Origin of the sequence: Rossellomorea sp. NPDC071047, assembly GCF_050270195.1 — a bacterium.
GTDB lineage: Bacteria > Bacillota > Bacilli > Bacillales > Bacillaceae_B > Rossellomorea.
This window is the reverse complement of the sequence record NZ_JBNNJT010000001.1, coordinates 365,257-383,980: the sequence shown is the minus strand read 5'-3', so window position 1 is coordinate 383,980 and position 18,724 is coordinate 365,257. Positions and strand designations below refer to the sequence as shown.

Here is an 18,724-nt window from a genome sequence, read left to right as displayed (position 1 = left end):
TGAAAACCCATCATCATTCGCAAATGTCAATTTCCATTGATACAATCAAAGCAAAAAAGAAGGTCGGCACAATGATTTTCCTACTCATTCTACTTTACACTGTACTTGCGGTCTGGCTGGTTCTTTCCATTGATGTGTGGAGGGGCTTATCAAGGCTCTCTTCCATTCAAGACTTCTCACATACAAATCAAGGGCCGCTCCTGTCTGTCGTCGTACCCGCAAGAAACGAAGAAGAAACGATAACAAACAGCATCCTGTCGCAGCTGAAACAGGACTATCACCAAATTGAATGGATCCTAGTCAATGATCGTTCAACAGATGGAACTCCTGGAAAGCTTGAGGCTTTGGCCGAACTGGATAAACGAATCAGCGTCCTTCATATCGACTCACTGGAACAGGGATGGCTGGGAAAAAATCAGGCGTTATATAAAGGGTATCAAATGGCAAAAGGAGAGCTGATCCTTTTCACCGATGCAGACGTCATCTTTAAAGACCCCACCCTCTTATCCAGAGCAGTGTCCTTTCTTCAATCACAGAAACTGGACCACGTTACACTGGCTCCTTATATTCGATCGAGATCCTTTTGGCTAAAAAGCTTTGTGGCTTTTTTCTTATTCGGTTTCTCTTTTTATAAAAGACCGTGGAAAGCGAACGACCCCTCCTCCAAGACAGGTATGGGCATTGGAGCCTTCAACCTCATTACCCGACCGGCTTATGAGGAAATCGGTACTCACGAAGCAATTAAGCATATGCCCGATGATGATCTGCAGCTGGGGGTCCAGTTAAAGAAACACCATAAAAAACAATTTTTCCTCACGGCCCTTCAGTCTCTGGAAGTGGAATGGTATCGATCCTTGAAAGAAGCCTTTAACGGATTAGAAAAAAATACATTTGCAGGACTGCATTATTCCTTGCTGCTCGTTGTGTTTGCCATGTTTGGAATTTTCTGCTCTACGGTAATCCCTTTCATCACGATCTTTTCAGTGTCACCACCAATTCGAATCGTGAGTCTGTTGATCATATTATTCATCAGTATTACTTATTTCAAAGTCATAAAGCAGATGACGAATGAGTCTCCCCTTCTTTTTCTTGCATTACCTGTAACAGCCCTATTATTTATCTATTCCATTGGACGAGCCACGTTTTTAACGTTAAAACGAGGCGGAATCGAATGGCGTGGAACGGTTTATTCATATAAGGAACTGAAGCAAAAAAGAAAGTAAAGCACATTTCTTTTCTAACAAAAAAGGTGTTGTTATAATTCTAGTGAAACACTATTTAGCAACCCGAAATAAATAACGTCATGGAAGGTGATCAGAAATGAACGCAAAGCTATTTCAATCATATACGCTTAAAGATGTAGAACTGAAAAACCGAATTGTCATGGCACCTATGTGCATGTATTCTTCTCATAACGAAGATGGAAAAGTCGAGAACTGGCATCGTACCCACTATACAAGCCGTGCAGTGGGTGGCGTTGGGCTCATCATTCAGGAAGCTACAGCTGTCACGCCCCAGGGAAGAATCTCGCCGCAAGATTTAGGGATTTGGGATGACGAGCATATTGAAGGATTAAGAGAGTTAGTGGGATTAATCAAAGAACACGGTGCGAAGACAGGTATTCAGCTTGCTCATGCAGGAAGAAAGGCCGTTCTCGAAGGAGACATTCTTGCTCCATCTGCAATCCCGTTCAACGATGAGATGAAAACGCCGGTTGAAATGACGGCGAATGATATTAAAGAGACGATCACTGCCTTCATCAAAGGAGCCGAAAGAGCGAAGAAAGCGGACTTTGATGTGATTGAAATTCACGGGGCGCATGGATATCTCATCAACGAATTCCTGTCCCCGCTTTCCAATAAACGTACGGACGAATACGGCGGATCTCCTGAGAACCGCTACCGATTCCTTCGTGAAGTCATTGATGGAATTCAACAAGTATGGCATGGACCTCTCCTTGTTCGTGTTTCTGCCAAAGATTATAACGAAGATGGATTGGACGTTGAAGACTATGTGGTGTTCGCCCAATGGATGCAGGAACAAGGAGTCGATTTAATCGACGTAAGCTCCGGTGCCGTAGTACCCGCGCGGATCCCTGTGTTCCCTGGATATCAGGTGAAGCTTGCTGAAACCATTAAAAGAGAAGCGAAGATCGATACAGGTGCAGTCGGGCTGATTACGACAGGCATACAAGCAGAAGAAATCCTGCAAAACGAGCGTGCCGACCTCATCTTACTTGCTCGTGAATTACTTCGTGACCCATACTGGCCAAGAACGGCGGCCAAACAGCTGGGTGTAGAGATCGAAGCGCCTAAGCAGTATGATCGCGCCTGGTAAGAAATGTTTTGACAGACTTTAAGAGAGTTGCATGCCAACAGGCATGCAACTCTCTTTTTTACTCATACACTTTTTGGACTTCATACCTGAACCCTAAATAACGGTAGTTTTGTTTTTGATACATCAATCTCGGTGTATCCTCCCCATCCGCCACCAGTATCACGATTTTTTCTGGGAATTGTTTCATGACGAACTGTTGCAGCCTGCTCCCGATCCCCTTCTTTTGAAACGATTCATGAACCATGAGTCCATCGATTTCTGCTGTCTCATCTTCAACGATCACATCTACGGATCCGGCCGGGCTCCCCTTATAGAAAGCGAGGACCTGCATCAAACGGGGATTTTGAAAATTTCTCTTATGCATGCCGACCTTTTGATTTGCAAAGGCTTCACCGTACTCTAAATCCTGCCTATATTGAAAAGACAGGTACGCATCCAATTCCCCGTCGGTCACCGCTTTCACTTCAATATCAGAATGATCGCCTATAGAAGGAAATTGACCAGGTTCTATACTGTATAGTTCATTAAATCCTGATTCATACCCTTCACGTGTAAAATGATCCAGCAATTCCTCTGTTAGTTTTGTATCCTGGGGAAAATAAAATTTCACATGCTTTTGCCCTTTTGATTGATGAAATTCTCTTAAAAAGTGAGCAGCCTCTTTAAATTCAGCCAGGGTTGGATGTTTTTTGAACTCAAGAAAGTTACTATCATACCTTGTTAACATTTCTGGAAAATGAATATGTTTATATAGCTCATTCTCTCCTATTTCATGTCCTGGATTATAAATATAGTCAAATGTGATTTCCTTCATTCGTACTCCCCTTTTCCTCTATGAACTTACTCCCAGATTCGTTGAACAGATGCCTCGTCTTCTCCGACTTTTACTACATAAACATCAGGATTCGAAAGTGCGAACAGCTCATCATATCCATATTTCTCATCAAATAATCTCAAAAGCAGCGTCGTTAAGTTCCCATGACTCACACAAACAATATGATCTTCTTCATTTTCTAATACGTCTTCTATAAAAGACCTTGCTCTCTCCGTTGCCTGATCATTCGACTCTCCGCCTGGTAACGCAAGGGAAAAATCCTCAAAACTGTCTTTTAATTTTGCCATCCAATCAGGAAGATCCTGATCACTTAATATTCTTTCTCCTAAACGTTCATCTTCCTTTATGGTTAGTCCCGACTGTCTTGCAAAGGGAGCGATTGTTTCAATGGCTCTCACAAAAGGACTGGAATATATCGCTTGAATGGATCGCTTTTTTAAAAAAGCAGCCAATTGGTTCGCTTGATTTTTTCCTGTTTCCGTTAAATGCGCATGAAACGGCTGCCCTTCCGCTTTCGCGTGACGTACGATATAGATCGTCTTCATCGCTTCACCCCTCTACTTCTTTAAAGGTATGACATACTCCATAAAATCCTTGGCTATATACGTATCAGGGAACACTTCCCTTGCTTCCTCCTCCAACTCTTCCCATGACTCTTTTGCATATCGGGAGGAAATATGGGTCAAAAACAGCAATTTTGCCCCTGCTTTTAAAGCTGTCTCTCCGGCTTGTTTTGTCGTCGAATGGAAATATTCACGGGCCATTTCCTCCTGATCCCGATTGAAGGTAGCTTCATGAATGAGTACATCTGCTGACCTTCCTAAATCGACAGCACTCGAACAAACCCTGGTATCTCCAAGGACCGTGACAACCCGTCCAGGAATCGAAGGTCCAAGAAAATCCTCTCCATTGAGTTCAGAGCCGTCTTCCAGCTGAACGGTTTCGCCTGATTTTAATTTCTTGTAGACGGGTCCAGGTTGAATACCTCTTTCCTGTAATTGATCGACTTGGAGGACACCCGGCTTATCCTTTTCCACCACACGGTATCCGAAGGTAGGCAGGGCATGATCCAGCTCCCTCGCCTCTACAATAAATCCTTCATCTTCAAAGATGGCACCTTCCTCGATCTCGATCACTTCAAGGGGATATTGAAGATGCGTCCGGCTGACTGATAGAGACACGTGGATATACTCTTTGATTCCCTTAGGGCCATATACCGTAAGCCGGGACTCTCCACCTTGAAAGGAGCGGCTGCCTAATAATCCCGGCAGCCCGTAAATATGATCCCCGTGTAAGTGGGTGATGAAAATCTTCTCTATTCTTCTCGGTTTCAAGCTAGTATGTAAAATTTGATGCTGCGTTGCTTCCCCACAATCAAAAAGCCAAACCGCACCGCGTTCTTCTAATAATTTCAAAGCAATACTGGTCACATTCCGCAGCTTTGCGGGTACCCCTGCCCCGGTTCCTAAAAATAATAATTCCAACTTATTCACTCCTATGATGAGCCATACTGCCATTATTTTAGCACATCCAACGATTATTTACCTATCTCTCCCATCGTTCATACCGCATTATCTCCCCCTGAAACACAAATGAGTAATAAGAACGTAAATTAAAGACAATATAATGACGTAGAGATTCTGAATAAAACGTTTTCGTCTTTATAATAAATGGCTCTTTTCATAAAGTGCTACCTTAGAGAAGAAAGTAGAAGTTGATTTCCGCTACAGGATGCTCGCTTTCCGCGGGGCTGGCGGTGAGCCTCCTCGGCTGCGCCTCCGGGGTCTCACCTGTCCAGCTATTCCCGCAGGAGTCGATCATCCTGCAGCGAGAATCAACTTTCTGAGCATGTATCCTTAAAAGAAATGAATAAATACAAGGATTTTAGCAAACAACCTCATTAAAGGTGAGTAGAGATCATTTTCTGTTTAAGAAAGTCGAACTTTGTTTTCTATTAGATTTTCTTTTATTGCCTCTTAGCTCTGTCACGAAAATCTCTTATAGATGGTGAGGGGAACTGCGTAGACTCCTGCGGAAGTACGGGCGTGCCGAGACCCCGGAAGCGAAGCTGAGGAGGCTCGGCCGAACGTCCGCGGAAAGCGAAGCGGTTCCCCTCACCATCCAGCACATACTGATTGACAGAGCGAAAGCAGACTTTTTGTTAAAAAACAACAATCTTTGCGAAAAGAGCATAATAAAAAAAGTCATCAGCATATAATTTGCTAATTGAACCATAAGTCTTTAAAATTAAGTAATTGTATAGGATATTAAATAAGAAGACATACATTAAACAAGCTAGCAACAAGATAAAGTGAGGTCATGACATTGAATAATTCAACTGCACCATCATCTCTCATTACGATTTTTGGAGCCACTGGTGATTTAGCAAAAAGAAAGCTTTATCCATCTCTATATCACTTGTTCCGAAAAGGGAAAATTTCGAAGCGTTTTGCCGTTGTAGGAGTGGCACGCCGTGAATGGTCGAATGAAGAGTTCCAGGAACACGTCAAAACATCGGTACATAAAGCATTAGGCAGCAACGAAAACATAGATGAGTTCGTCTCTCATTTTTACTATCAGCCGAATGATGTTTCAAACAGTGACTCGTATAAAGCATTGAAGAATCTTTCTGATGAACTGGATGAAACATATGAACTAGAAGGAAATCGCATTTTTTATCTGGCGATGGCTCCTGAATTCTTCGGAACGATTACGGAGCAGCTGAAGAATCAAGGTGTAACCGATACTAACGGTTTCCAAAGACTGGTCATCGAAAAACCATTCGGTCACGACCTGCCTTCAGCCGAAAAATTGAATAGCCAGATCCGCGAATCGTTCTCTGAGGATCAAATTTACCGTATCGACCACTATCTTGGGAAAGAAATGGTTCAAAACATTGAAGTCATCCGTTTCGCCAATGCGATGTTTGAACCCTTATGGAATAATCGTTACATCTCTAACATCCAGGTCACTTCCTCTGAAGAGCTCGGTGTTGAAGATCGTGGACGCTATTACGAAAAAAGTGGAGCTCTCCGCGATATGGTTCAAAACCATCTGCTTCAAATGGTTGCTTTACTTGCCATGGAGCCCCCAATCAAATTGACGACAGACGAAATCCGCAGCGAAAAGGTCCGTGTATTACGATCCCTGCGTCCGTTTGAACATGAAGAAGTGAAAGATTATTTCGTTCGAGGTCAATATGGTCCTGGAACATCAGGTAATCAGGATTTGCCAGGTTATCGCGAAGCAGACAACGTTGATGATCAATCCAATACCGAGACTTATGTTGCAGGAAAACTGATGATCGATAACTTCCGTTGGGCTGGCGTTCCGTTCTATATCCGCACAGGAAAGAGAATGGAAACGAAGTCAACGAAAATCGTCATACAATTCAAAGATATTCCAATGAACCTGTATTACAATCCGGATAAGCCACTGGCACCGAATTTATTGGTGATTCACATTCAGCCTGAAGAAGGAATCACTCTGCACTTAAACGTGAAAAAATCCGGACAAAACATTGAAACGACTCCAGTGAAACTAAACTTTGCCAATACGAGTGTAGACGGGATGAACACTCCGGAAGCATACGAAAAGCTTCTATTCGATTGTCTGCGCGGGGATGCAACCAACTTCACCCATTGGGATGAAGTGAAGCTATCCTGGGCGTTCGTCGATAAGATTTCTGAAGTATGGGAACATACACGTGACGGAGAATTCCCGAACTACGAAGCAGGATCAATGGGTCCGAAAGCAGCCGACAACCTGCTGGCTAAAGATAGCTTCTACTGGTGGCCAATTGCGAATCTAGACGTAGACCAATGCTAAGGAAGGTGTGGAAACAATGAAAATTTATGATGTAACAGCCCCGATCTTTAACGGGATGCCCGTTTATAAAAATAAACCTGAAAAACAGCCGACGATTGATACGAAAACGAATGGTCATGTAACAGAGTCCCGCATCTCAATGGATGTTCATACAGGAACACATGTAGATGCTCCCCTTCATATGATCAACGACGGTGAAACAATCGAAACCATCGATATCGAGCAGCTCGTTCGTCCTGTTAAAGTATTCGATCTAACAAAAGCAGATGAGAAAATCAGCCTGAAAGATATCGAAGGATTAGAAATAGAAGAGAATGATTTCATCCTCTTGAAAACGAAAAATTCATGGGATACCGAATTCAATTTTGATTTCATCTATGTAGCAGAAGATGCAGCAGCATATCTTGCAGACAAAAAAATCTCAGGGGTTGGAATCGATGCACTTGGTATCGAAAGAGCCCAGGAAGGACACCCTACTCACCGCAGTTTAATGGGAAGCGGAGTCATCATCATGGAGGGACTTCAACTGAAAGACATTGAAGCCGGCCAATACTTCATGGTTGCCGCTCCACTAAAAATTGAAAACACCGATGCATCACCTGCTCGTGTGTTGTTGTTTGATGAATTGATTGGGTGATATCCGAAAACGACTCTCTAGTTTACTAGGGAGTCGTTTTTTTGATTTGATAAGAAATGCGCTTACACACGCGGGTTAGTCATGTACCCTGATTTCCATTTTCCTCGCCTGGGTCCTCATTCCCATTGCTTCATAAAACTCAATAGCCGTATCATTAAATTCCCAGACACCGAGCTCCAGGCTTTCGGCTCCTGTTCCCTTTGTAAATTCTACTGCTTTAGTAAACAGTTGTTTTCCTAATCCTTTTTGTTTATATTTTTCTGTTACTCCGAAGTCTTCTATAAAGACATATTCTTTTTTCACTAAAGTTTCTCGGTCAGGGGTCTCGTTCTTCCTTAAAAATGTAAAGGCAATGATTTCATCGCAAAGATCGATCACAAACACTCCCGCATCATCGTTCATAATCAACCCCTTATAGTAATCCATGTCCAACGTATGTACAGTCGGTTTGTATCGATCGGGCCTTCCTGAAACGTGGAGATCGTGAACCTCTTTATGGATTGGTTTTATTTTTTCGTAATCGTCTAAGGTCGCTTCTCTTAAGACAAACTTCAATTTGATTCCCCCTTTTGTGTCAATCAATCATTTAAAAAAAGACTTATACACGTCACCAATGATCCCTTTTAATTGATGAACACCTAAATCTGTATTGGTCATGATGACCAAACCCCTTTCCAGTTGAGGATAGGCCACCATCATACATTGAAAACCGACGCCCCACCCAAGCGATGATATTTCGATCCCCTTGTCGTTTTGATCCAGGAAAACCCCCAGTCCAGTCCATGCCTTATCACCTTGTGGATGGATCATTTCAGCTGCTTTACTTGCCGAAAGTTTGAGTTTGCTTTTCCCTTTTAATGCATGCATGAGTTCAACCACTACAAGTGCTAAATCTGTTGGGGTTGTCCACAGTCCCGAAGCAGCAGGATACGGATAAATCGGATGTTTGTCATTCACAACTTTTCCTTCATTCGTATGACCACATGAGACATTTTGAGAAGGAGGATCAAATGTGCTATTTACCATATGTAATGGCTGAAAAAGATGTTCGCTCATGACTTCCGAAAAAGGGTTCCCAGTAACATCTTCTATCAACAGTTGTATGATACAAAAGCCTGCATCGGAATAGTGAAAGTCGCTTCCTGGCTCATATTTCAATTCAATTGGGACCTTACAATAAGCGGTTTTACCTTGTAACAGATCAACCATCGTCGGCGTACCAAACTTCGAATTAAGTTCATTGAAGCTTCCTTCAGGATCGACTATCCCGGATTGGTGACTAAGTAAATGTCTTAAGGTAACTCTTCCATAATATCCATGTAGTGGGACCTTCCATGATGAAAGCTTATTATTCACATCCTCATCAATATCCAGAATGCCTTGTTCTGTCAATGTCAGCACCAATACGGAGGTTAGAAATTTACTGATTGAACAAGCACTGAATACCGAATCACTGTCCACCCGTTTATCCGTTCCTGCTTCGAGTAATCCGAAACATTCTGTACTTCTGATACTGCTACCATCAATGGTTGCCGTGCTTAATCCCGTTACACGATACTCTTCCATATGCTTCTGAATATTGTTTGCTAGTGGTTTCATCTTATCCCCCAATGGTTCTCCATAGTAATGATCTTATATTAAGTAAACTCACTCTTAAAAGATGATGGGCATATCTTTCAATGATTTCTTCCAGATCATATGATCAGCCCCATCACTCCAATAATCCTTCAGCCAATAATGGGGTTCACCAAATTTCCGCTTCCATATCTTTTGGGCATTGGCGTACCCGCTGTCCAAACAGAATTCCTCGATCCCCTTGTTTAGGAGAGTAAGGAACATGACGTTTAATAGTAATGTACCTACACCACGTCCTTGATAATCGGGATGCACAAACACCGTTCCGACCTCATACATCTCTTTTATCGCTCCATCTGTGCAGGTGGTGATCAGTTCACTGGCTGGACCGTATTCAACCGTTCCGATGATGAGAGCATTTTTCTTGTCTAAAGCGATTAGAAAGTATCGGTTCACCCCATTGGTGTCCAAGTCACTTTTTAAGTACTGATTCTTGTACTCTATTTCATTTTCGATGTCATTAAGCAGCTCTTCTAAACCTTCTTTGTAAAAGGTATGTTTAATGACTTTAGAAAAAAATTGATTCAGTTCTTCTCGGTCTTCTGTGCGTGGTCTTCTTATTTCAATGGCGGGCACTGGAAATCACTCCTTGACTAACCTGAAATTCATTCCTTTGTTCTCCTTACCTATTGTTTATGCAATATTATGGTAACACATCCTATCTCTCGCTTACGACAAAATTCTGATAATTTAATATCTTTTAATATACCCTGTTGATTTTTTCATTATAAAAACCCCTCTCCTAAAAGGAAAGGGGCTATACTCATTCGATTATTTCATCCACTCAGTATGGAATGTTCCTTCTTTGTCTACGCGCTCATACGTATGGGCACCGAAGTAATCACGCTGAGCCTGGATCAGGTTTGCTGGCAGGGTTTCTGTACGGTAGCTATCGTAGTATGACAGGGCCGCAGAGAAGCCGGGTACCGGTACACCGTTTTGAACGGCTACGCTGATGACTTCGCGAAGTGCGTATTGGTAACTTTCTACGATCTCTTTGAAATAAGGATCTAATAGAAGGTTTGAAAGTTTTGATTCACGGTCGTAAGCTTCTTTGATCTTTTGCAGGAATTGAGCGCGGATGATGCATCCTCCGCGGAAGATCATCGCGATATCCCCGTATTGAAGATCCCATTTATACTCATCAGATGCAGAGCGCATTTGAGCGAAGCCTTGAGCATAAGAACAAATCTTGCTCATGTAAAGAGCTTTACGGATTGACTCAACCAACGCTTTTTTATCGCCTTGGAATGGTTTTGTGTCAGGCCCTTTTAGCATTTTGCTTGCTTTCACACGTTCATCTTTAATGGCTGAGATGAAACGGGCAAAGACAGATTCTGTGATGATCGGTAAGGAAACACCTAAATCTAACGCACTCTGGCTTGTCCATTTTCCAGTACCCTTTTGTCCTGCTTTGTCCAGGATGACATCGACCATGGGTTTTCCTGTTTCCTCGTCCTTCTTCGTGAAGATATCTGCTGTGATTTCGATGAGATAGCTATCAAGCTCGCCTTTATTCCATTCGGCAAACACTTCATGCAGTTCCTCGGCACTTAAGCCCAGGACATTTTTCATCAGGAAGTACGATTCTGCAATCAGCTGCATATCCCCGTACTCGATGCCGTTGTGCACCATTTTCACATAGTGACCCGCGCCATCAGGACCGATATACGTCGTACAAGGGTCTCCATCGACTTTCGCTGCAATGTCTTTTAAGATAGGAGCGACAAGGTCGTACGCTTCCTTCTGTCCACCAGGCATGATGGAAGGACCGGTAAGAGCACCTTCTTCTCCACCGGAGACACCGGTTCCGATGAAGTGAATCCCTAATTCGCTTAATTCGTGATTGCGGCGGCGCGTATCTTTGAAGAACGTATTTCCTCCGTCGATCAGAATGTCCCCTTTTTCCAGGAACGGCTTTAATTGTTCGATGGTTGCATCAGTTGGATTTCCTGCTTTTACCATCAAGAGGATCTTTCTAGGCTTTTCTAGAGAATTAACGAATTCTTCAATCGTATATGTAGGAACGACATTCTTTCCTTCAGATTCGCTTATCATTTCATCCGTTTTTTCACGGGAACGATTATATACAGAAACAGAATACCCTCTGCTCTCAATATTCCAAGCTAAGTTTTTACCCATTACGGCTAAACCGATAACACCAATTTCTTGAGACATGCCATTAACATCCTTTCATTTATAGAATACTGGTTTTTTTTTTTTTTAAAATCAACCAACATTATGTAGGAAAACTCCAGTTGATTACTTTTCAAAACCTAGTCTCACACTCTATTTCAATCTAACAAGAATAGTGCGGTGATGCAAATAATCCGTTTGATGTGTGGGCTATCTACCTTAAGGTGTCCTCATTCTTCCTGGGTCATTCCCTCAGAAAGTCTTTGTTGAAGCTTGTGTCCTGTTTTGAGTCAAAGGTCTTCTTCTTGTTCTTCCCTTTTATTCCTTGGGAGATGGAATCTTTCCCGAACTTATCCTGAAGCTGTGATAACACATTGTACAGGGGTTCCTTTTCTGCAACTCTTTTATAAGAGAACAGGTCCAGTTGTTCGGTTGCTTCACTTTTTTCCACAATATCCTGGGCGGTGACCCCCAAAAGTCTTACGGGATCTCCATCCCAGTGCTTCAAAAATAAGTCTTTAGCATAATGAAATAAATCTTCTTTTTTATATATCGGATTTTCCAACTTCTTGCTTCTCGTAATGGTTTTTCTGAATTTATCCCTGATCATGAGCTGGATCGTCATCCCCAGAACGTCTTTCTGCTGCAGGCGTGATGACACTTTTGCACATAGTCTCTCTACAACCATTAATAGCTCGTGCTGGTTCGTTGTATCCTTTGGTAAAGTAGTGGAGTTCCCAACGCTTTTATAATCATAGATCGAATCAGGGTCCACGCTTCGCCTATCGATCCCGTTGGCGCGTTCTTTGAGGCGGAGACCATTGATTCCAAGCAGTGATTTCAGCTGTATATCATTGGCATGTGCGAGATCATGGCAGATATGGATACCGAACGAATTGAGCTTTTCTGCTGTCTTCTGTCCAATGCCGTGCATTTCGATGACGGGAAGGGGCCAAAGCTTTTCAGGGATATCACGCTTTCTTAGCACGGTGATTCCCATGGGCTTTTTCATGTCTGAAGCGGTTTTGGCCAGGAATTTGTTAGGGGCCACCCCGATGCTGCAGGGAAGGTCGAGTTGACTTTTAATTTGGGATTGAATATCTGACGCAATTTGTAAAGGGGTGCCTTTTTCAAAGGAGTCCGTGATATCCAGATATCCCTCATCAATCGAGACAGGCTCCACTAATTCTGAATATTGTCTGAGGATATCAAATATTCCTTTGGAGGCTGCACGGTAACGGTCAAAGTTAGGCGTCATGATTATGAGCTGAGGGCACAATTTTTTGGCTTCCCAAAGAGGCATTGTCGTTTTCACTCCGAAGCTTCTCGCTTCGTAGCTGCATGTCACGATAATGCCTCGTCTCTCTTGGGGATTCCCGGCAATAGCTAATGGTTTGCCCCTCAATGTCGGGTCAAAAGCCATTTCGACAGAGGCATAAAAGCTATTCATATCAACATGAAGGATCACTCGTCCGTTTTTTGGATAATGTGAGTTCATTTAAATCGCGGCTTTCTTTGTCTAATTTTGATGGGTTTTTTGCTTGTTTACGTAATCCTTTATCTCTCTAATACCTTCTAAACCCTCTACTAAAACATCGGGGTCAATCTGGGTGATGAGCGAATCTTCAAGATTGATGATTCCTGAGAAAAAGTTTGTTTTTGAATACGCAAGTAAACCTACGTTTGTAAATGAGTCATCCGGTACTTCAAGAATTTCCTTCGCTTCCTTGACGACCAAACCGATCTGCATTGTTTCTGTATGAACGACGAGAAGAAACATACCTGTTTCTGCACCTGCATTCGTGTCATAAAGGATATTTGCTAAATCAAGGACAGGGATCAGCTCTCCCCTGACCTTAACAAGTCCAAGGACAAATGAAGGCAGATGAGGGATGGCTCTCACTTCTTCCACTTTTTCAATCGAAACTACGTTCTCAATCGGTAGAGCATATTCTTCTTTTCCAGCATGAAAAACAACTACTTTCGGCATTGTATAACGTCCCCTCTTAAACTTCTAATATGTATACTTCTAATGTACCATATTTCAGAAAGGTTAGGTAAAAGAAGAAAATGTCCATGTTCAAAGGGAAACCTTTGAACATGGACATTTGATATATCAAGCTGCGGAGGCCATAAGGCGAGCCCCTTCCGCTTTTCTATTTGTCCAGCTACAGGAGCTTGGGACTCGAGGTCATAAGCCAAGTAACCCCAAAAGGCAAAAAGCGCCTTTCCGGGTTTCTCGTCTTATGCTTGTCGTCCCAGGGCGAGCCCCTTCCGCTTTTCTATTCCCCTGCTACCTCTTGAATGATCGCTACAACCATTTCAGAGAGCTTGTTCAGTTCTTCAACAGGCATTCTTTCGCTCTTCGTATGAATTTCTTCATATCCTACTGCCAAGTTGACTGTCGGCACTCCGAAACCTGCGATGACGTTGGCGTCACTTCCGCCTCCGCTTGTAAGAAGCTCGCTTGGACGACCGATTTTCTTCGCGGCGCGTTTTGCCACTTCGACTACTTCGTCACCGTCTTTGAACTTGAAGCCTGGATACATCACCTGTACTTCAACTTCTGCTTTTCCGCCCATTTCTTCTGCTACGGATTCGAATGCAGCTTTCATCTTCTCTACTTGAGCTTCCATTTTTTCAGGGACGAGTGAACGCGCTTCTGCAAGTATATCCGCTTGTTCACATACGATGTTCGTTGCTTTTCCACCTTCGAAGCGTCCGATGTTTGCAGTCGTTTCGTCGTCGATGCGTCCGAGTGGCATTTTTGAAATCGCTTTAGCCGCAATCGTTATGGCAGAGACGCCTTTTTCAGGTGCTACACCGGCATGTGCTGTTTTCCCATATATCGTCGCTCTCACTTTCGCTTGTGTAGGAGCAGCCACGATGATATTCCCGACTTTTCCGTCACTATCAAGGGCGAAACCGTATTTCGCTTTTACTAGTGAAGAATCCAGTGCTTTCGCTCCGACCAGTCCTGATTCTTCCCCTACCGTAATGATGAACTGAATATCACCGTGAGAGATATTGTTCTCTTTAAGTACTCGAACAGATTCAAGCATCGTTGCGAGTCCCGCTTTATCATCGGCTCCGAGAATGGTCGTGCCGTCAGAGTAAATATAGCCATCATCTTTAAGCGTTGGCTTAACCCCTTTTGCAGGAACAACTGTATCCATATGAGAAGTGAAGTAGATGGTATCCACGCCTTCTTTGTTCCCTTTCAGCGTACAGATCAGGTTTCCTGCACCATGTCCCGTTTCACCCATCGTGTCATCTTCAAATACCTCTACTCCAAGGTCAGAGAATTTTTGTGTTAATACTTTCGCGATTTCCGCTTCTTCCTTCGTTTCAGAATCGATTTGTACCAATTCCAGGAATTCATTCAATAAACGTTCATGATTAATCATTTAGTCGACCTCCACAATTATGTATTCACTTCTATAGTATAGCGTGAATAGGCCGGTTCAACAAATGGTATCGCTTCTACAATGGAATATTTCCGTGCTTTTTCTTTGGTCTCTCTTCCCGTTTATTTCTCATCATCTCCAATCCTTGAATCAATTTGATCCGGGTTTCACGGGGATCTATGACGTCATCCACCATTCCACGGGACGCGGCGACATATGGGTTCGCAAATTTCTCACGATATTCCTCGATCTTTTGTTCACGAAGTTCATCCGGATTCTCACTGTTTGCAATCTCCCGGGCAAAAATAATATTCGCTGCCCCTTGAGGACCCATCACTGCGATTTCCGCATTTGGCCATGCAAAAACTAAATCAGCCCCGATGGACTTACTGTTTAGTGCAACATAAGCACCTCCATAGGCTTTTCGTAAAATCACCGTCATTTTTGGAACGGTAGCTTCTGAATAGGCATAGAGGATTTTTGCACCGTGTCGGATGATCCCGCCATGTTCCTGCTTGATTCCAGGAAAGAAACCAGTTACATCTTCAAAAGTGATCAATGGGATATTGAAGGAATCACAGAAACGAATAAAACGGGCTGCTTTATCAGAGGAATCAATGTCGAGCCCTCCTGCCATGAACTTCGGCTGATTACAGACAAGGCCAACGACTTCCCCTTTGATACGGGCCAGTCCTACGACGATATTTCTTGCAAATTCCTTCTGAACCTCCATAAAGCTGTCTTCATCCACAATTTCATTGATGACCGTGCGGACATCGTAAGGACGGATAGCATCGAATGGAATCAGGTCCGTTAAATTCCCACGATAATCATCTTCTTCATCCACTTCCAAACGAGGAGGCTTCTCTTCATTATTTTGTGGTAAATACGCTAATAGTCTTCGAACCTCAAGAAGGACCTCTTCTTCCGTTTTCCCTCTGAAATGAGCATTCCCGCTGATGGAGTTGTGGACCTTCGCACCGCCTAAATCTTCCGAACTGATTTTCTCACCGGTAACTGTTTCAATTACTTTGGGTCCTGTGATGAACATTTGACTTGTATCATCCACCATAAACACAAAATCCGTGATAGCAGGGGAATAAACCGCTCCTCCTGCGCATGGTCCCATGATCACGGAGATTTGTGGAATCACTCCGGAATAAATGGAGTTTCGATAGAAGATGTGTCCGTATCCATCTAAAGAAACGACACCTTCTTGAATTCTTGCACCACCTGAATCATTTAATCCAATGAATGGAGCACCATTTTTGACAGCCAGATCCATGACATGTGAAATCTTCTTCGCATGCATTTCCCCCAATGCTCCGCCAAATACCGTGAAATCCTGAGAAAATAAGTAAATGGGTTTTCCATTAACTTTCCCATAACCTGTAACGACTCCATCCCCAGGGCCCTGAACCCCGTCCAGCCCAAAGTCTGAACAGCGATGCTCAATGAATGGATTCAGCTCTACAAAGCTGCCCGGATCCACTAAAATATCGATTCGTTCTCTCGCAGTCAGTTTTCCTTTTTCGTGCTGCTTATCTATTTTTTTATCCCCGCCGCCTAATTCTACTTCTCTTCTGCGATCATATAATTCATTAATCTTTTCATAGATATCCATTATGTTACTCCCCTTTGATGTTTGATTTATCACATAGTTCATATAGTACACCGTACGCTGACTTTGGATGCATGAAGGCAACTGCAGCTCCGCCGGCTCCCGTTTTTGGTGTTTCGTTGATCATCCGGACTCCCTTGGCTTGCAGTTCCTTGATCCGTTCTTCAATTCCCTCGACACCAAAGGCAATATGGTGAATACCTTCTCCCTTTTTCTCAATGAACTTGGCAATCGGACTTTCTTTATGTAGTGGTTCAAGTAATTCAAGCTTGATATTTCCACCATCAATGAACGCTACTTTCACACCTTGATTTCCCACTTCTTCGACCTTGACGAGTGAAAGACCAAGAGTATCTTCGTAAAATGGAAGAACATCGTCTATTGATGATACTGCTATTCCGATGTGGTCTACCTTTTTCATCCCTATCATCCCCCTGTTGTTTACATGCTCCACCCGTATAGTATTCGATAAATGTTGTCGAATTCCCTCCTAATCCGGCGAATAATTAAAGCGTTTTCTTTTATTCCAATGGTTGTCTTCTCTCACTATTCACGATAAAATAGAGTTGAAAATCGCCTCTTTAAGGTGAGATGAAGAATGGAGAGATACAATGGGCAATAAAAAATTACAAAAAATAATTGTATTTGTCATGTTGTTTGCGATGATTGCGTCGACAATCATGGCGGGACTGACTTTCTTATTATAATAGAAAACAAAGGATCTGCTTTTCGACCGGGTCGATTAGCAGATCCTTTTTATTTTATCGCACCGTGATCTTTTCCAAGCTGATAGAAGCTTTTGTTCGTTTTGGCTACTAGAACCTTTGTTCCGACTGGCACCTGATCAAACAGATATTCGACATGTTTATTGTGCATTCGGATACATCCATTTGAGATATATTTTCCTATGCTTGAAGGTTGATTCGTTCCGTGGATTCCATAGATCCTTCCGTCTGTCCCCTCGGCGTCAAATCCGATCCACCTCGACCCCAATGGATTCCGTGGGTCTCCACCGGGTATGTTTTTCTTACGGTAATAAGGGTTCTTAGCTTTGACTGTTACATTAAATAGTCCTTCCGGGGTGAGGGTCGTCGTTTTCCCTGTTGCTACCGGGAATGTGTGCTGAACCTTCCCGTCGTCTATGAAGGCTAATTGATTACTTTCCTTGTTCACGATAATAAATGGATCCCCGGGAAGTGGATTCCTTCCAAGGGGCCATATGGGAGAAGCGAACAAGATAATGGCAAGAAGTATACGCATCCTATCACCTTTTTTCGTGTTTTAGGTGTAGTTTACTTCCTTTTGTTCTTTTTCATCCTTCTTTATTCCTTTAAATGAGCTTTTCAGAAGAAGATACTGCTCCATCTCTTGAACAAATTGATAGAGAGCGGCGCGGGTTTCGAATTCTTCCCTCGTCTTCGGTAAATCCATCTGTTCAAACTCCACTTTCATATCGTACAATTTTTTCAAATAAAACAGGGCCGTGTTTCCCGGATGTATGTGATCACTAAGCTCATCCAGAAATTCTGCAATCCGATGTCCTTGCTCTACCGTCAATGAGATCGATGTCGCAATCGGTAAGATACGTTGTAGGATTTCGAACTGTTTTTCCCTCATTTTAAAATACAAATAATATAAGTTCTCATGCCGTAAAAAGTGATTTTCAACATCTTTAAATGCTATAGTCTTCGCTTCTTTAAGTAATTGTTCTGTTTCAGTGATTTCTCTTCCATCCCATTGGCTATCATTTGTTCGGAGGTAGTTGATCATCTCACAAAAGATTTTATAGAAATTGGCTTCGATCCTTTCTTGATATTCGATCATCTTTTTATCAACGCTCGGCATATACAAATTCATAACAAGAGCGATCCCGATCCCGATGACAATGATGCCTAATTCATTCTCGAAAAGCCCCATGGTTACCTTACCTGCCGAATAAATATGTAAAATGATAACGGAACTGGTGACGATTCCTTCTTTGATATTCAGCGCTACCGTTATCGGAATGAACACAAGTAATAACAAGCCGATTACGGCAGGATGATAAGCAATGAACTCAAAGAAAGCAGCCGAAATCACCATGGCAATCACACAGGCCAGGAACCGGCTCCATGAAGCGTTAACCGATTTCTTCTTCGTGTTCTGAATGCACAGTATCGTCAAAATCCCGGCTGATACAAAGTTATCCAACTGAAACCACTGTGCAATGCTGATCGCAACCGCTGTGCCGATTCCAGTCTTAAGTGTTCGATACCCGATTCGAAACATTGATTTTTCTCCTAACTCTT

At 42.9% G+C, this 18,724-nt stretch carries 19 protein-coding genes; 5 read left to right on the top strand and 14 right to left on the bottom strand.

What is annotated here, in order from left to right:
* The first annotated feature begins 71 nt into the window (after window positions 1-71).
* Together ACQKFO_RS01895 and namA are read left to right on the top strand one after the other, a co-directional pair.
* Entirely contained in the window at window positions 72-1,223 is a 1,152-nt protein-coding gene (locus tag ACQKFO_RS01895; RefSeq protein ID WP_427596616.1) for a glycosyltransferase, read from the top strand.
* Between the two features lie 97 nt (window positions 1,224-1,320).
* On the top strand, window positions 1,321-2,337 hold the full coding sequence (gene namA / locus ACQKFO_RS01890; protein ID WP_427596615.1) for an NADPH dehydrogenase NamA: 1,017 nt from the start codon (window positions 1,321-1,323) through the stop codon (window positions 2,335-2,337).
* 58 nt (window positions 2,338-2,395) lie between these two features.
* On the opposite strand, the gene ACQKFO_RS01885 is transcribed toward namA, so the two are convergent.
* From ACQKFO_RS01885 to rnz, 3 genes are read right to left on the bottom strand one after another with little or no spacing between them, the layout of a single operon-like run.
* Window positions 2,396-3,151: a GNAT family N-acetyltransferase gene (locus tag ACQKFO_RS01885; protein WP_427596614.1), complete on the bottom strand. Its 756-nt coding sequence runs from the start codon at window positions 3,149-3,151 to the stop codon at window positions 2,396-2,398.
* 26 nt (window positions 3,152-3,177) lie between these two features.
* The gene (locus ACQKFO_RS01880) at window positions 3,178-3,717 is read right to left on the bottom strand and encodes a histidine phosphatase family protein (RefSeq protein ID WP_427596613.1); all 540 of its coding nucleotides are present in this window, start codon (window positions 3,715-3,717) and stop codon (window positions 3,178-3,180) included.
* 12 nt (window positions 3,718-3,729) lie between these two features.
* A complete protein-coding gene (rnz, locus tag ACQKFO_RS01875) occupies window positions 3,730-4,656 on the bottom strand; it encodes a ribonuclease Z (RefSeq protein ID WP_427596612.1) in 927 nt (308 codons plus the stop codon).
* A gap of 841 nt (window positions 4,657-5,497) precedes the next feature.
* On the opposite strand from rnz, the gene zwf reads away from it, so the two are divergent.
* Together zwf and ACQKFO_RS01865 are read left to right on the top strand one after the other, a co-directional pair.
* Window positions 5,498-7,000 carry a glucose-6-phosphate dehydrogenase gene (zwf, locus tag ACQKFO_RS01870; RefSeq protein WP_427596611.1) on the top strand — a complete coding sequence of 501 codons (1,503 nt, stop codon included), beginning with the start codon at window positions 5,498-5,500 and terminating at the stop codon, window positions 6,998-7,000.
* Window positions 7,001-7,016: 16 nt separating this feature from the next.
* Entirely contained in the window at window positions 7,017-7,637 is a 621-nt protein-coding gene (locus tag ACQKFO_RS01865) for a cyclase family protein (RefSeq protein ID WP_427596610.1), read from the top strand.
* Window positions 7,638-7,712: 75 nt separating this feature from the next.
* On the opposite strand, the gene ACQKFO_RS01860 is transcribed toward ACQKFO_RS01865, so the two are convergent.
* The 9 genes from ACQKFO_RS01860 to mce form a co-directional block, all read right to left on the bottom strand.
* The gene (locus tag ACQKFO_RS01860; protein WP_427596609.1) at window positions 7,713-8,192 is read right to left on the bottom strand and encodes an N-acetyltransferase family protein; all 480 of its coding nucleotides are present in this window, start codon (window positions 8,190-8,192) and stop codon (window positions 7,713-7,715) included.
* 27 nt (window positions 8,193-8,219) lie between these two features.
* Complete coding sequence (locus ACQKFO_RS01855; RefSeq protein WP_427596608.1) at window positions 8,220-9,236, bottom strand: serine hydrolase domain-containing protein; 1,017 nt, start codon at window positions 9,234-9,236, stop codon at window positions 8,220-8,222.
* A gap of 54 nt (window positions 9,237-9,290) precedes the next feature.
* On the bottom strand, window positions 9,291-9,848 hold the full coding sequence (locus ACQKFO_RS01850; RefSeq protein WP_427596607.1) for a GNAT family N-acetyltransferase: 558 nt from the start codon (window positions 9,846-9,848) through the stop codon (window positions 9,291-9,293).
* A gap of 195 nt (window positions 9,849-10,043) precedes the next feature.
* Window positions 10,044-11,450 carry an NADP-dependent phosphogluconate dehydrogenase gene (gene gndA / locus ACQKFO_RS01845; RefSeq protein WP_427596606.1) on the bottom strand — a complete coding sequence of 469 codons (1,407 nt, stop codon included), beginning with the start codon at window positions 11,448-11,450 and terminating at the stop codon, window positions 10,044-10,046.
* A 202-nt stretch (window positions 11,451-11,652) separates the two neighbouring features.
* Entirely contained in the window at window positions 11,653-12,906 is a 1,254-nt protein-coding gene (locus tag ACQKFO_RS01840) for a DNA polymerase IV (RefSeq protein WP_427596605.1), read from the bottom strand.
* Window positions 12,907-12,927: 21 nt separating this feature from the next.
* On the bottom strand, window positions 12,928-13,398 hold the full coding sequence (locus tag ACQKFO_RS01835) for a chemotaxis protein CheW (protein ID WP_427596604.1): 471 nt from the start codon (window positions 13,396-13,398) through the stop codon (window positions 12,928-12,930).
* A gap of 292 nt (window positions 13,399-13,690) precedes the next feature.
* Complete coding sequence (locus ACQKFO_RS01830; RefSeq protein WP_427596603.1) at window positions 13,691-14,815, bottom strand: tripeptidase T; 1,125 nt, start codon at window positions 14,813-14,815, stop codon at window positions 13,691-13,693.
* A gap of 76 nt (window positions 14,816-14,891) precedes the next feature.
* On the bottom strand, window positions 14,892-16,439 hold the full coding sequence (locus ACQKFO_RS01825) for an acyl-CoA carboxylase subunit beta (protein ID WP_427596602.1): 1,548 nt from the start codon (window positions 16,437-16,439) through the stop codon (window positions 14,892-14,894).
* Window positions 16,440-16,443: 4 nt separating this feature from the next.
* Entirely contained in the window at window positions 16,444-16,857 is a 414-nt protein-coding gene (gene mce, locus ACQKFO_RS01820; protein ID WP_427596601.1) for a methylmalonyl-CoA epimerase, read from the bottom strand.
* 190 nt (window positions 16,858-17,047) lie between these two features.
* On the opposite strand from mce, the gene prli42 reads away from it, so the two are divergent.
* Window positions 17,048-17,143 carry a stressosome-associated protein Prli42 gene (gene prli42, locus ACQKFO_RS01815; RefSeq protein ID WP_148969555.1) on the top strand — a complete coding sequence of 32 codons (96 nt, stop codon included), beginning with the start codon at window positions 17,048-17,050 and terminating at the stop codon, window positions 17,141-17,143.
* Between the two features lie 49 nt (window positions 17,144-17,192).
* Here prli42 and ACQKFO_RS01810 read toward each other — a convergent pair whose 3' ends face one another.
* Both ACQKFO_RS01810 and ACQKFO_RS01805 read right to left on the bottom strand, forming a co-directional pair.
* Window positions 17,193-17,696 (bottom strand): L,D-transpeptidase, encoded by a 504-nt coding sequence (locus tag ACQKFO_RS01810; RefSeq protein ID WP_427596600.1) that lies wholly within the window; start codon window positions 17,694-17,696, stop codon window positions 17,193-17,195.
* Window positions 17,697-17,717: 21 nt separating this feature from the next.
* The gene (locus ACQKFO_RS01805; protein ID WP_427596599.1) at window positions 17,718-18,704 is read right to left on the bottom strand and encodes an aromatic acid exporter family protein; all 987 of its coding nucleotides are present in this window, start codon (window positions 18,702-18,704) and stop codon (window positions 17,718-17,720) included.
* Window positions 18,705-18,724: the final 20 nt, after the last annotated feature.

Bases quoted from the DNA above. Each gene is read 5' to 3' on its own strand.
- prli42 (WP_148969555.1), top strand. From the start codon at position 17,048: ATGGGCAATAAAAAATTACAAAAAATAATTGTATTTGTCATGTTGTTT.
- ACQKFO_RS01885 (WP_427596614.1), bottom strand. From the start codon at position 3,151: ATGAAGGAAATCACATTTGACTATATTTATAATCCAGGACATGAAATA.
- mce (WP_427596601.1), bottom strand. From the start codon at position 16,857: ATGAAAAAGGTAGACCACATCGGAATAGCAGTATCATCAATAGACGAT.
- ACQKFO_RS01855 (WP_427596608.1), bottom strand. From the start codon at position 9,236: ATGAAACCACTAGCAAACAATATTCAGAAGCATATGGAAGAGTATCGT.
- gndA (WP_427596606.1), bottom strand. From the start codon at position 11,450: ATGTCTCAAGAAATTGGTGTTATCGGTTTAGCCGTAATGGGTAAAAAC.
- ACQKFO_RS01895 (WP_427596616.1), top strand. From the start codon at position 72: ATGATTTTCCTACTCATTCTACTTTACACTGTACTTGCGGTCTGGCTG.
- ACQKFO_RS01835 (WP_427596604.1), bottom strand. From the start codon at position 13,398: ATGCCGAAAGTAGTTGTTTTTCATGCTGGAAAAGAAGAATATGCTCTA.
- ACQKFO_RS01825 (WP_427596602.1), bottom strand. From the start codon at position 16,439: ATGGATATCTATGAAAAGATTAATGAATTATATGATCGCAGAAGAGAA.
- ACQKFO_RS01830 (WP_427596603.1), bottom strand. From the start codon at position 14,815: ATGATTAATCATGAACGTTTATTGAATGAATTCCTGGAATTGGTACAA.
- ACQKFO_RS01805 (WP_427596599.1), bottom strand. From the start codon at position 18,704: ATGTTTCGAATCGGGTATCGAACACTTAAGACTGGAATCGGCACAGCG.
- namA (WP_427596615.1), top strand. From the start codon at position 1,321: ATGAACGCAAAGCTATTTCAATCATATACGCTTAAAGATGTAGAACTG.
- ACQKFO_RS01880 (WP_427596613.1), bottom strand. From the start codon at position 3,717: ATGAAGACGATCTATATCGTACGTCACGCGAAAGCGGAAGGGCAGCCG.
- ACQKFO_RS01840 (WP_427596605.1), bottom strand. From the start codon at position 12,906: ATGAACTCACATTATCCAAAAAACGGACGAGTGATCCTTCATGTTGAT.
- ACQKFO_RS01810 (WP_427596600.1), bottom strand. From the start codon at position 17,696: ATGCGTATACTTCTTGCCATTATCTTGTTCGCTTCTCCCATATGGCCC.
- ACQKFO_RS01865 (WP_427596610.1), top strand. From the start codon at position 7,017: ATGAAAATTTATGATGTAACAGCCCCGATCTTTAACGGGATGCCCGTT.